Origin of the sequence: Pseudoalteromonas neustonica (genome assembly GCF_001653135.1) — a bacterium.
GTDB classification, from domain to species: Bacteria; Pseudomonadota; Gammaproteobacteria; order Enterobacterales; family Alteromonadaceae; genus Pseudoalteromonas; species Pseudoalteromonas neustonica.
Genome location: NZ_BDDS01000012.1, coordinates 17,836 through 31,581, shown reverse-complemented (window position 1 = coordinate 31,581; position 13,746 = coordinate 17,836). Strand labels below are relative to the sequence as shown.

The window sequence follows — 13,746 nt, the reverse complement described above, 5'->3', positions numbered from 1 at the left end:
AGGGACAAAGGAAATGTCATTAGCTCGTATATATTCTCGTGCTCAAGTGGGGATTCAAGCACCTGAAGTGATGGTTGAAGTTCATTTGGGAAACGGTCTACCTGCTTTTCATATCGTTGGTTTACCAGAGACGTCGGTAAAAGAGGCTAAAGATAGGGTGCGCAGTGCCCTTGAAAACTCTCAGTTTGGTTTTCCAGATCAACGTATAACAGTAAACCTCGCACCTGCCGACCTTCCAAAAGATGGAGGACGTTTTGATTTAGCTATCGCCATGGGTATTTTAGTCGCATCAGGGCAGGTGGTTTGTAATGATCTTGAGCGTTATGAATTCTATGGTGAGCTTGCCTTAAATGGAGAAGTGCGTGGGGTTAACGCTATTTTACCATCGGTGCTTGCAGCGAAAGAGCAAGGGCGCTGTTGCTTCCTGCCTTATGTTAACGACAGTTTAGCCAGTTTAGTACATGGTGTTGAGCGCAAAGCAGTTTCATCAATTCAAGAAGTATGGAGCGATTTACTCAATCAGCAACCTTTACCATTGAATATTGAATACGCAGAGCGAGTTCATACCGCTAATTTTATTCATGATTTAAGTGATGTAAAGGGTCAGCCCGGGGCTAAAAGAGTATTAGAAATAGCTGCCGCCGGTGGTCATAACTTACTATTTTTAGGCCCGCCAGGAACCGGTAAATCAATGCTTGCTCAACGTATGCCAACCATTATGCCTGCGATGTCGGATGACGAAGCGCTCTCTAGCGCCGCGCTTTATTCAATTATAGGGCAATCGATTGATTTAACTAATTGGCGTAAAAGGCCATTTCGCAGTCCGCATCATACTTGTTCAGCAGTGGCGTTAGTAGGGGGATCTTCAAATCCAAAGCCGGGCGAAATTTCATTGGCTCATAACGGTGTTTTATTTCTTGATGAGTTACCAGAATTTGAACGTAAAGTGCTTGATTCACTGCGTGAGCCTATGGAAACCGGCACGGTAACAATTTCAAGAGCCGCTAGGCAAATGGAGTTTCCTGCGCAGTTTCAACTTATTGCAGCGTTAAATCCAAGCCCAACAGGGTGTCATAATGATAAGCGAGCAACACCGGATCAGGTTATGCGTTACTTATCTCGAGTATCTGGGCCGTTTATCGATCGTATTGATTTACAAATAGAATTACCGCGTTTGAACAGCGCGCAATTGCAAAGTACCGAAGAAGAAGAAAGCAGTGCTGTGGTGCGAGCGCGGGTTGAGGCGGCGTATAGTCGTCAGTTAAAACGTCAAGGTAAAGTTAATGCACGGCTTAATAATAAGGAAATGGGCATACATTGCGTGCTTGGTACGGCTGAGTTGCAGTTTTTAGCTAAAGCCAGTGAGAAGTTGGCCTTGTCACCACGCTCTTATCATAGAGTCATTAAAGTTGCGCGAACGATAAGCGATTTAAAAGGGCAAACAAATATCAGTTTAATTGAGTTAAAAGAAGCCCTGAATTACAGGGCTTTTGAACGCTTGATTCACCAGTTAACACAATACTAGGGCGTATTGACCTTTGTGGATTGAAATTTGCTCAATCTAGGGGCGATTTAATCGCGGCGCGAGGTTTGTAACCTAGTGGGCTAAGTAAAAATCGAGCAACAAAGAGTTAATCGCCCCTAGAAAGAACCCTTTGGGCAGCGCATGTTTGGCATTTATACTACGTTATCGCCTATTTATGGGGAACAACCACACGACATAGGCTCTGCCTTGCCTAAATACCAAACATACTGCTGCAAAATTAATCACGAAAGATCAACACGCCCTAGCAAGGCGAATAATCATCAGTGATGTTTGAATTGTGCCTTCACTTGAGTAATGAGCGTCTCAGCTTGGGTGGAAGTGCAATAAAAGCGCTTCTTTAATTTTTTTACGCTGACTTCTTCTTTTTCTCGCAAAATTGAGTCTATGTGCTCGCTATTCAGCATTGATGTAGATGGATAATTTTCACGATTATTGGCAATTAAAAAGTTTAACTTAGCTGCTGTTTCTTCATGCAATAATGTTAACTTTTTTAGTATCTTAGCTACACTGCTAACTACAATGACAAAGAAAATAAATAGTACTGCTAAATCTTCTCTACTCATGGGCGAACCCCTATATTATTTATAAACCACATTGGCTTTTTAATGATGCTTTTCCTTGAGCATCACAGTATCGTGCACTCTCATAAATAAGGGAAGAAATACCTGCACCACAGATGGTTCCAAGTTTATTTTCTAATCTTACGCAGAGCGTACCTGCTCCAGTTGTATAATAAAAATAAGCATTTTTGAATTTATCAACGTTTTTTTCAATTCTATTTTTGCATTCTTTCTTTTTTTGTTCAGAGTCAGTTGGAGGAATAATCAAACCTCTTGAATCGAAAGGAGGTGTTAATAGTTTCTGTAAATTTAAATATGATATAGATTCAAACTCATTGAATTTTCCAAATAAGTCATGTCCTCTAGGGGCTGCCGGTATTTTTGTCCCCCAAACTTCATGAACTGGAATGTTAGGTGAAAGGTTTGGCTTTTTGTCCTCACCTAATTCACAAAAAGGAGCTGATCTTGGTTTTACTACAGCAGGAGGTGCTCCTTCAATAAGGCTGTAATCCAGATATTCTTTATTTTTAGTATCATTAAGAATGTTTACGTGGTGTTTAATGATAAACTTTATTAATAAATTAGAATGCTCACTAAGCTTAAATTCATCCAAAATTTTTATCGTTTTATAGTACCCAGATTCAGTATCGTAAAATGAAATGAAACTGTGCGTTATAGCTAAAAACAGGCTGTCAGGGTAGCTCTCTCTAAAGTTTCTTATATCTGAAATTGCATCTTGAGTTATGTTGTAATACTCATCAAGGTAATATGAAGTGTTATCGAAAAAATCAATATCTCCGTTTTGTGTTTGTAAAATATTTTTTAATTCAGGTAAGTTTGTGTTGATGATATATTTTGAATTAGATATTTTAAATAAATCTTCAGTTGACAAAGAAATGCTTTTAAGCGGCCTCATTATTTTTATCTTGTTCTCTTTAGAGCAACTATTGTTAAGATGATATAACCAGTAAACCATCTTATTTTCTTCATTATTAAAATTCTTAGAAGAGTATATGTCAAATGCTGTATTATTGACTGATAAGTCGTAGATTAACTTCATATATAAGTGAGCTGCTTTTACCCAATAGTAGTTTTGTTGTTTATTAAGGTCTTTAAAAAATTGGTGAGATTTAGCTAACCAGCCCATATTTTGGGACAGTATTAAATATCTTACGAAGCTTCTACCAAAGTCAGATTCACTATGTACACTTTCTAATAGTTGTTCTTCTAATTTTGCTATGGCTTTTTCGTTATTTCCTGAATCAATAAAATGAATTGATTGTTGGTAGTGAGTTAGCCACGGGGACTCTGTTAGAACTTTTTTGTCAAAATCATCTAATGTCATAGATTGCTCATTTGCACAGACGTAATTTGAGAAAAAGTAAAAAGTAAAAAGTATGATAGGTTAGTTTTTAGATTGCGCATTTTTACACCTTTTGTTTAAATTGCACTAAATAAAACGAATTAGTGAATAAAAACCTCATGTATTTCATTGTTTTTACTTAAAAATAATATGTATAAATATGGTTGGCACCTTTAGGAGGCATGCTTTGAATATAATGTGCACCTTATTTTTACATTGCACACTTGCTTGAGTGATCTGAACAGGGGGCGAGAGTTTAGCTTCCCCTTTATTCCATAATTTCTTATCGAAGCTCAAGTTAATCAAGTTGCACAGGGTCAGGAAGTGTCTATTTTTTGGTGAAATAGGTTGAGATGAATATCTACGCTGTTACTTTTAGCCCATTGAATTAAAATCAATAAAAAACTATATCGATAACATGTAGCCTTTGCCGCGTACGGTAACAATGCGTTTTTGATCCTTTTCATCACTGAGCTTTTTACGTAAGCGACCAATTAGCACATCCACTGTTCTGTCGTTTGGACTCCAATCAGGTTGGCCAATTTCTTCAGATATTTTTTCACGAGACGTTGCTTTTCCAGCATTTGAAATCAAGCAAATAAGGACTTTGTGTTCGGCCTCAGTGAGTCTAGATTCAATACCACTAGCAGTGATTAGTGTGCGGTTATCGGGGTGTAATTTAAAATCAGCATATTCGATAAACTCTTCGCTTTCGTCATGATGATTATTACCTTTGAGGCGCTTATATAAAGCGCGCATACGTAGTTCAAGCTCTAATAAATCAACGGGTTTGCAAATATAATCATCTGCGCCTTGTGCTAGGCCTGCAATACGGTCGGCCTGAGAGTCACGGCTAGATAGCATGATCACGCCAATATCAGTAAGGGTGTTTAATTCTTTTGTTAGGTGTAAACCATCACGTTTTGGTAATACTATATCGACAATCGCTAAAGAAATAGCTGTTTTGTTATTTACACGCGATTGCACAATGGCTAAGGCATCAGCACCTGTTGCATCGTTCTCGATGTGAAATTCAGTCTCTTTAAAATGGTTGAGTATGCGCTTAACTAATAGTTCGTCATCTTCAACCAATAAAACATGAATGGCCATAGTATCTTAGTTACCTTTAATGATAGCTCTATGTTAGCACTCATTAGTAAAAGGTGAGAAGGGCGATCTTGAGTATTTCTGTACTATTTATGTCATTGTTTGGTAAATATCAACAGATAAGGGAGGTACCCTTACCTGTTGATAACATAAACAGTGTTAATTATTTTTTAGGGTATAAATATTGCCACCACTGTGGTTCATTTTTTAGATGCTGGTCAAAATACGCAAGTTTGGTACTCCACCAATCAAAGCGTTGATCACGGGCGAATATTTGATGATCTGCGCCTTTGTATTCAATAAGATCAACATCTTTACCAAGCAGCTTAAGAGCTGTGTACATATTGTGACTTTCACCTACAGGTACATTGGTATCAGAATCTCCATGTAAAAGTAATAACGGTGTGGTTACTTTATCAGCATGAAATACTGGGCTATGATCACTATAAAGCGTGGCATTATTCCACGGGTAGCTATTTTTAGATGCTTCACCTGAATATAAATACCCCCACCAACCTTGGCCCCAATACGATGTAATATTAGAGATACCTGCATGGGCAATGGATGCGCTAAACATATCTGTTTTGGTCGCTAACAACATAGTCATAAAACCACCATACGAGGCGCCTAAATTACCTAATCGGTTTTTATCAATAAATGGGTATTGTTTTAGCAACGCTTGCGTGCCTTGCATAATATCATCAGCAGTATATTGCCCCCATGCATTCACATGCTTAGCTGAAAACTCTTGACCGAACCCAGTTGCACCTGTCGGTTGCACTACATATACAACATAACCATGCTCTGCCCATAGATTAAAAGGGTATCGTCCAGTAAAGCCACGCGTAACTGGAGAGGTGCCACCATAATAATAAACGAGAGCAGGGTACTGTTTGTTTTTATCAAGGTCAGTTGGTAAGTAAACACGGCCTTTAATTTCAACACCTTCAGCGTTGGTGAAATTAAATTCGTCTAGGCTGGCAATATCAGTATTGGCATAACCTTCTGGTTTAGAATCCCAAAGCGTTTTTGCTTTATTTTTATTTATACTCAGTTGTTTTAATTGTTGTGGTGATGATGCGTTAGAACCGCTAACTAAAATAGCAGGGCTACGGTTGTTTGAGTAACTAAATTGCTCAACTACATCAAAGCCAGTTTTTAACTTGTTAAAGCGCTGTTTACTTTTATCGTAAAGATACAAAGCGATAGTATCTTGATCGGTAACTTTAACGATTGCATCGCCATTATTTAGTACTTCAAGTTGACCAATTGCTGGATCAAAATTACGGCTTAATGCAGATGCTTTTTTACCATTATCGGTTAATAAATAAAGTTGCCCATCGTAATTGTTTGAGAGCATGTCTTCAGGTAAATTCCGACCTAAGCCATTTTTAAAATCAGGCCCAGCAGTAACATAAATATCGTTATTGCTGTATTTGGCTTGGTTAAAAATATTAAATAGGCCAATAACTTCACTTTTACCGTTGGCGATATTAAGTTCGATTAGCTCTGTGGTTGGGTGAGTTGTTGCAAGCATTGGTTGTGTGCCGCGACTAAGTAATACTGTGCCGCGTTTGCTATTAAAGTCTTCAATGCTGTGACTTAGAGGTCCTTGGCTTAATATTTTACTTAGCCCAGTATTAATATCTAATAAGTAAACTTGTGATGTAATACGCGCATATGACCAACGATCTTGTAAGCCTTTATAGTGTTTTGTCAGGCTACTATCCGCAGTAGGTGATTTTGACCAGTTGAAAATTAAGCTTGTGTTGTCAAAGTACGAAAATCCGCCAGCGCCATCTAAATTTTCAGCGATCACTCTTAGGCTTAGGGTTTTACGGTTTAACTGCTTTAATTTACCCTCTAATAAATACACTATGTAGTTATTGTCTGGGCTCCAAATTACATTACTAGGCTGGCCAGATTCAAAGCGGTAAATTGTTCGGTTGTCATCATCTTTTAGTTCAGTCACCGTGTTTGCAGTGTTACCGGTGCTGTCCTGGTAGTGCCGCGTAGACACTAAGTGCTGCTTGGCGTCAGGTGATAGCGATAATGCACTTACTGTTGGTGCATCAAATAACTGTTTAGCAGATAAGCCATGTTGTTCTTTACTGCTAAAAGTCAGTGTGTGGGTATCTGTTTTCGCTGTAAAATCAAATTCTACATCATTCCAGTTAGCAACTTGCTCTGCGATTATTACAATTTGATGATCACCTTGGCTTAATGCCAGCTCATACACATCTTTTGTGGGAGTTTGCTTCTCTGAATTGATGAAAAGCTGTGCTTTTTCTATCCCTTTAATTGTCAGAGTGCCTTGTGTAAAGCGTTCAGCGCTAGCGGTTAGCTTTAATGCTTGTAAGCCACCTAATGTTAATGCATTTACGCTATCAAACGACTGCCATTTTAGTTTTTCACCAAAGACTGTGATGCTTTTTTTTGGTTGTTGAAGGCTAGGCAAAAGGTTGTTAATAATCGCATCTTGATGCTCTGTTTGATATGGTTTCAATTGCATATCAGCGGCAATAGGGCCAATAAATTTTATATCCGCTTTATTTAAAGGTGCAGCAAATAGTGAGCTGCTAAAAGTGCTTAACGTTAAAACGGCGAGTGTCGTTTTAAGGCTTGGTTTTTTACCGAGCCAAATGGATCTAGGGTTCATAGTTGAGCCTGAAGTGGGTAATTTAATTTAATATAACATGTGAAAGTGGCGCCAAAAAGCGCTCTGCGATGGATTTTATCTTCCTTTAGTAGAAAGTTTGAGGTTAATACTGACAGTTGTTAAGGTGTATACTCAAACCACCTCAAAATGCAGGTTTTAATTAACCGTTTTGGCGTTTTACAGGGGCTTATTCTTTGCGTTGCTACTTTTTAAAAGAGATTGCTACTCTTGCAAAGTAACACTTTGATATTAAAACTTTTGAAACGCTAAACTCTGTAGTCTGGGTGTATCTAATTAAATAGCTAAGGAATAACAGTGACATTATTGATCGTTTACATGATAACGGCGATTACAATTTCTTTTTTATGCTCGATTATGGAGGCTGTGTTATTAAGCATAACGCCTAGTTATGTGGCAGTGCTACGCAAACAAACACCAAAGTTAGCTAAACAGTTAGAAAAGCTAAAGAAAAATGTTGATCAGCCGTTAGCGGCTATCTTAACCCTTAATACGGTAGCGCATACTGCTGGTGCTGCGGGTGTGGGCGCGCAAGCTGCCGTGGTTTTTTCAGATACAGCAGTAGGCATTGCATCTGCAATTATGACATTGCTAGTATTGGTGCTTTCAGAGATTATTCCCAAAACACTTGGCGCAAATTATTGGCGTGCTTTAACGCCTATCGTTACCGCATCGTTAAGGTATTTGGTTATTGTATTAAAACCTTTTGTTTGGTTTGCTGATAAATTAACAAATATACTTGGCCGCAATTACGATGAAGCCTTTTATATTCGCCAAGAAATTGAAGCTATGGCAGATATAGGCACTGAATCAGGAGCATTGCACAAAGAAGAGTCTGAGATTATCCGCAGTTTATTGCATTTTAGACACACCAAACTTGACTCGTTAATAACTCCGAGAACGGTTTTATTTAAGGTACATAAAGATTTAACTGTCGATCAGTACTTAGCAGAGCATGGAGCCGCTTCTTTTTCACGTGTATTGGTTTACGATAAAAACACTGATGACATTATTGGCTTTGTGCATAAAAATGACATTATGTTGGCATATCATCGCCTAGATAAAGAATACAAAATAAGTAAGCTGGTTAAACCAATTTACACTGTTCCAGAAACTCTCTATGTACCGACTTTATTACATACACTATTAGCCGAACGTACGCATATTTGTCTTGTTATTGATGAGTACGGAGATGTGCAGGGGATAGTGACGCTTGAAGATATGATAGAAGCTTTAATGGGTCTTGATATTATTGATGAGCATGATCAGTCAGTGAATATGCAAATGGTTGCCAAACAACGTTGGCAACAACGATTAGCCAGTAATGATAAATTACTAAGTGAAGAAGACAAGCATGGCCGAGGCGACAACTAGCGTCTGGTTTTACTGGCACTAACCATATGCAACCAAGACTTGGCCCATCGGGTAAGCTCTATTTTTCCTTTAGGGCGGCAAATTAGAAAGCCTTGCATTAAAATATGTTCTTTAAAGCGGTCTAGGTACTCAAGCTCTTCAACGCGCTCTATACCTTCGGCAACGATAGTGAGATCTCCTTGCGTCGCAATGTTAACTAGGCTGCTAACAATCACCTGTGAAAATTGATCTGTTTCAATGTGGCTTATTAAAGTGCGATCTATTTTTACTTCTGTGAATGGGAGTGTTTTGAGTTGATTTATGTTGGTAAAGCCAACACCAAAATCATCAAGAGAGATATCGAACCCACGTATTCTCAAACGGTTTAATGTTTCAAGTTGAGCAGAGCTACATAAAGCATGTTGTTCTGTTATTTCTAAAATAATTTCACTTGGCTTGAGGTTGTTAAGTTTTAATATAAGTGCCAATTTATCAGGGCAGCTTAAATCTTCTAGCTGGCATGGCGATAAGTTAAATGCCAGTTTTAGGTTGTAACCTAGATTTTTCTTTATATCGATAAAGTCATTGGTTGCCTTTTCAAAAAGCTGAAAAGTAATAAGATTAATTAAATCTAAATGTTCGGCCACGCAAATAAAGCGATCAGGTAAAAATACAGTGCCTTGCGGGGTTATGATGCGGGCGAGCACTTCTATACTTTCTACCTTGTTGGTTGCCCTACTTACTTTTGGTTGATAAAACGGGGTAATTTCATTATGACTAATAGCGTGTAGGAGTTGGTGTTCAGATATAGGCTCAGAAGGTTTTTCGGTATGACACGCTAAATGTTCTAATTTTTGCAGTAACTGATGCACTTGTGTTAATTGCACGGGTTTAGCAATATTACCGATTAAATGAGCATTACTTTTACGGGCTAAGTCGGCTGCTAAATCAATCACTTTTGGTGCCATTTCTGAAATAATAACAATGGCGCCGGGGTAATGAATATCACCTAAGTGGCGAATAAGCTCCATACCATCCATATTAGGCATGTTGAGGTCTGTAAAAACAGCATCATACAGTAATGGTGATTTCTTCACTTTTTCAAGTGCTTCTTGGGCATCTAAACATGTAGTTATATGTGGAACATCTAGTTCATTTAAAATGGCTTGCATCACGACTAAAATTGCTTTTGAGTCATCAACAACAAGTATACAGCGGGCTGTTTTAGTCATGTTCGCTCCTTGAAAAAAAACTTATTTATAATTTAAAAGTAGTAGATAAAGTATTAGGTGTCAGCATAACGACTAAAATAAATACCCGAATAGTCGAAAAAAAATAGGTATACTTGACGTAATATTTTTAAGGCTGTGAATACGATGATTCGAATACAACTAACCCTTGCTGAACAAGATTATAGTTTGGTTTTAGTAGGGCAAAAAATTGTCCAAATATTTCAAGAGCAACAAGCTATAGGGTTTGATAATACACGTGAAAATTATTTTGAATTTAAGTCTAATGGCCAAGTAATTGGTTTAGATACTAGTGCAGTACTCGATAACAGCTTGGTATTGTATATAGACGGCGAGCTTGCAAAGCAATTGACACTTCCCCCAATGGAAAAAACTAAACCAAAGCAAGGTTTATTTGGACTGTTTGCGTTAGGTTTTAAAATTTTTAAAAGTGCAAAAGTGGTTAAAGTAGCACTAGCCGGCGCATCAGTTGCAGGTTATGCCTGGCTATTTACGTTTGAGTTCGCTTTAATGTTAATAGCGTGCTTGGTGATCCACGAATACGGTCATGTTAGAGCTATGCAGTATTTTGGTATTAAAACCAAAGGGATTTACTTGATTCCATTTGTCGGGGGGCTTGCCGTCTCTGATGATAAAATTACCACCCGCTGGCAAGATGTAGTTATCTCACTTATGGGGCCCGCGTTTGGTTTGATCACCTCTGTATTGGGTGTAGTGCTTTATTACGCCACTGAGATGGAAATTTTCGCAGGTGTCGCGGTGCTCAGCGCATTACTTAACTTATTTAACTTATTGCCCATTCTTCCGCTAGACGGTGGTCATGTGCTAAAAAGCATAAGCTTTTCAATGCGCTCATGGGTAGGTTTGAGTATATGTATTTTAGGAGTGTTATTTGGATTGTGGATAAGCTATACCTTTGGCTTAATGTTACTCGTGTTTTTCTTATTTATCGGTGCACTGGAAATTGCCTTTGAATGGCGCGGTCGTCACTTCTCACACCTAGTACCGCTAGATAAATATGGCCAAGGCTTTTCAGCAGTAATGTATGCACTCGTCGTTGCAGGACACGTCGCGGTGATGATGCATTTTGCTGATTCAGAAAATCCGATTTTAAGCCTGCCGATGAAGATTTTATCGAGTTAGCAATAACAACAGCATGCTAGCTTGATATTTGTTCGTCGTGCTGTTTTTTTGTACTGGAGTTGTTGCTTTTTTGTAACTTAATATGTATTGTCCCTATATTAGTGTTTATTTGGGGGTTGTTCAGGGATGTTGTTTAGAAAGGAAGCTGTCGCTCAGCAAAGTGAGCGTTTGACGGGGGCTATTACCCTCGCACAACCTTTATCAATAAAATTAACTGTGTTTATTCTGGCTTGTGTGGCTATCGCAGTTATTACCTTCTTATTCACTGCTGAATACTCTCGTAAAGAAACTGTGCGCGGTTTTTTAATGCCCAACAAAGGGGTGATCCAAAGTTTTGCTAACCAAGGCGGCATGATTGAGCAGCTATTTGTACAAGAGGGTGATGCCGTTATAAAAGGTCAGCCATTAGCGACCATTATTGTGCAGCAAAATAATAGCCAAGGGGTTGCCTTAAGTACCCAGCTTGTTGAGCAGCTAAGTATGCAAATACAGCTGCTTAATGACGAAATCACACAAAATCATACCTTACAAAAGCAAGAGTCACTAAACTTGCAAGCGCAAAAACGTGCACTGACTAATGAACAAGCTGCATTACAAAGCCAGCTAAAACTTACCGATGAAAAGTTAGCACTACTTAACCGCCAGCAGAGCAACCTTAATCAACTTAATAAAAATGGCTTTTTATCAAACATTGAGCGCGAGCAACAACAGCAAGCCCTGCTAGATGCCAAACAAGAAAAACAAAACCTTGCGCGTTTATTAATGCAGCAAGAAAACCAGTTAAGTCAACTTAACTTTAGTATTGCCAATGTACCGCAGCAATACACGCTGCGTATAAATAGCCTTAAACGCCAACAAGCGGATATTCAAAACCAGCTCACACAAATTAAAAGTAACTATCAATACACCATCACTGCAAGTAATAGCGGTACAGTTACTGGTATTCAAGTGGTTGAGGGTGAAACACTCACTCAAGCCAAACCGCTGCCGAATTACCATGCCGTGAGCGCTGTGTTCCAGCATGTGGTTGTGGGCCTGATATTTGTGCACCATGGGGAGAATTCTGTATCTCTAGCCCACCATAATAAATAAACTACTTTAAGTGGTAGTAAAATACTTTACTGCCACACTCCCTCTTAAACTTTGGATGAATGTAAAATGACGGTCTTGTATAGAAAAATGTATTTGCTGATTTTTTTATTTATTTCAATGAGCTCTGAAAGTTTGTTAGCAAATGAGTATGTATCTTTTATTAAAGACAATAGTTTTCAAGAACTAAATCATGAATCAATAATAAGAAAAGGCCAATGTTTAAGTGGTTTATTTAGTAACTATAATAATTGGAGAGAAAAGCTGGTAGCTATTGGAAAGGTTACCGACAAAGAGTTTGAGCAAAGGCTTACTGAGAAAGAGTATGACTATTATAAGTCATCAGTGAACTGTGTTTCCATTATATATAAAGTTCAAAACTACTATGTTCGTGGCTTTGTTCTTTATCCTAAAGTGCAAAAACTTTCTAAGTTACCCGCAATTGTTTTTAACCGTGGAGGTAATGATTCGAATCGCCACACATTAAAAGTTGGGGATTTATTTTTACTACCGTATCAGCTTGCGGCAGCTGGAAATGTTGTTATTGCTAGTCAGTATGGCGGTGCTCAAGTGTGGCCTGAAGATAGAGAATTTGCCATTGGAGTAGATGAGTTTGGTGGGAAAGAGCTACAAGATGTACTTGCTTTGGTATCAATTTTAAAGTCAATGCCAATGGTAGATATTGAAAAGCTCGGAACGGTTGGTTGGAGTCGAGGCTCTATGATGTCTTTACTGGCATTAAAAAGCGGTGCAAAAATAAAGAGCATGGCTTTAGGTGGATCATTAGTTGATTTATCTGCAACAGCAGAAGAAAGGCCTGAGTTTGAGCAGCAAGTATTAAAAAGGTTAATTCCAAAGTACGCAAATAATAAAGACAAGGAGCTTTTTAATCGTTCTGCAATCAACTGGTATCAAGATTTACCCAGCATTCCGGTTCTTATGCTGCATGGAGAAGACGATCAATATGTAAACCCCAAGCATGCTAGGCTATTTCATACGTTATTTTCACAGCAAAATAAACTAGCTAAATATATTGAATATCCCAATGGTTCTCATACCTTGATAGAGCATAGTGAAAAGATTCAAACAGAAATTATTAACTGGTTTGCGAACACCCTTTGATTTGAAGGTGGCTATTGTTGTATGTCAAATAGTGCTTTCATGACTTAGTGTATTGATTGGGTGGTTTTTCGAGACCTTATATACTTAACCTAAAATGGCTAGTGAGCTTTAGGTCTTTGTTTATGATTTACTTGGTAAGGGTACTTTATTCCTTGGCATTGAGTTTCCTGAAAAATATTCTGCCGAAAAATTTTAAAAATAAGAAGGAGATAGATTTCTTGTTAAAACTTTTAACTACCAATAAGGAAAAGGAAGTATATGAAAGAAGATGATAAAAAACGCTAGAAAATAGTTCTGCTGAAGATATTAGTAATTTTAGTAAAGAATATATTATCGAATCTGCGTTATTAAAAAATGTAACTGGTGGGAAAAGCGCTGCCGAATTACCATGCCGTGGGCGCTGTGTTCCAGCGTGTGGTTGAGGGCCTGATATTTGTGATGCAGGGGGGGTCTGTATTTCTTGTTCATAATAATAATTAAACTGCTTTGAGCGGTAATAATGCTTCATTACTGCCACTTCATTTTTGGATATTTAT

10 protein-coding genes are annotated in these 13,746 nt (G+C 38.2%); 5 read left to right on the top strand and 5 right to left on the bottom strand.

Annotated features, from left to right (window positions below; all coding sequences use genetic code 11):
• Nucleotides 1-13: 13 nt before the first annotated feature.
• Nucleotides 14-1,525 (top strand): YifB family Mg chelatase-like AAA ATPase, encoded by a 1,512-nt coding sequence (locus A7967_RS15530; protein WP_054206109.1) that lies wholly within the window; start codon nt 14-16, stop codon nt 1,523-1,525.
• Nucleotides 1,526-1,806: 281 nt separating this feature from the next.
• Here the strand turns inward: A7967_RS15530 and A7967_RS15525 are convergent, their stop codons facing one another.
• From A7967_RS15525 to A7967_RS15510, 4 genes are all read right to left on the bottom strand, one after another.
• Nucleotides 1,807-2,109 (bottom strand): hypothetical protein, encoded by a 303-nt coding sequence (locus tag A7967_RS15525; protein ID WP_054206110.1) that lies wholly within the window; start codon nt 2,107-2,109, stop codon nt 1,807-1,809.
• A gap of 19 nt (nt 2,110-2,128) precedes the next feature.
• Nucleotides 2,129-3,451 carry a hypothetical protein gene (locus A7967_RS15520; RefSeq protein WP_054206111.1) on the bottom strand — a complete coding sequence of 441 codons (1,323 nt, stop codon included), beginning with the start codon at nt 3,449-3,451 and terminating at the stop codon, nt 2,129-2,131.
• Between the two features lie 423 nt (nt 3,452-3,874).
• Nucleotides 3,875-4,579, bottom strand: coding sequence for a response regulator transcription factor (locus tag A7967_RS15515; protein WP_054206112.1), 705 nt, complete (start codon nt 4,577-4,579; stop codon nt 3,875-3,877).
• Between the two features lie 160 nt (nt 4,580-4,739).
• Nucleotides 4,740-7,235: an alpha/beta hydrolase family protein gene (locus A7967_RS15510; RefSeq protein ID WP_064435841.1), complete on the bottom strand. Its 2,496-nt coding sequence runs from the start codon at nt 7,233-7,235 to the stop codon at nt 4,740-4,742.
• 315 nt (nt 7,236-7,550) lie between these two features.
• Between A7967_RS15510 and A7967_RS15505 the strand changes: the two genes are divergently transcribed.
• Entirely contained in the window at nt 7,551-8,627 is a 1,077-nt protein-coding gene (locus tag A7967_RS15505) for a hemolysin family protein (protein ID WP_054206114.1), read from the top strand.
• On the opposite strand, the gene A7967_RS15500 is transcribed toward A7967_RS15505, so the two are convergent.
• On the bottom strand, nt 8,624-9,838 hold the full coding sequence (locus A7967_RS15500; RefSeq protein ID WP_054206115.1) for an EAL domain-containing response regulator: 1,215 nt from the start codon (nt 9,836-9,838) through the stop codon (nt 8,624-8,626). The genes A7967_RS15505 and A7967_RS15500 overlap by 4 nt on opposite strands.
• A gap of 144 nt (nt 9,839-9,982) precedes the next feature.
• On the opposite strand from A7967_RS15500, the gene A7967_RS15495 reads away from it, so the two are divergent.
• The 3 genes from A7967_RS15495 (at nt 9,983) to A7967_RS15485 (ending at nt 13,210) form a co-directional block, all read left to right on the top strand.
• Nucleotides 9,983-10,999: a metalloprotease gene (locus tag A7967_RS15495; protein WP_054206116.1), complete on the top strand. Its 1,017-nt coding sequence runs from the start codon at nt 9,983-9,985 to the stop codon at nt 10,997-10,999.
• A 126-nt stretch (nt 11,000-11,125) separates the two neighbouring features.
• Nucleotides 11,126-12,091, top strand: coding sequence for an HlyD family secretion protein (locus tag A7967_RS15490; protein ID WP_231659072.1), 966 nt, complete (start codon nt 11,126-11,128; stop codon nt 12,089-12,091).
• Between the two features lie 75 nt (nt 12,092-12,166).
• The gene (locus A7967_RS15485) at nt 12,167-13,210 is read left to right on the top strand and encodes an alpha/beta hydrolase family protein (protein ID WP_157756417.1); all 1,044 of its coding nucleotides are present in this window, start codon (nt 12,167-12,169) and stop codon (nt 13,208-13,210) included.
• Nucleotides 13,211-13,746 lie beyond the last annotated feature (536 nt).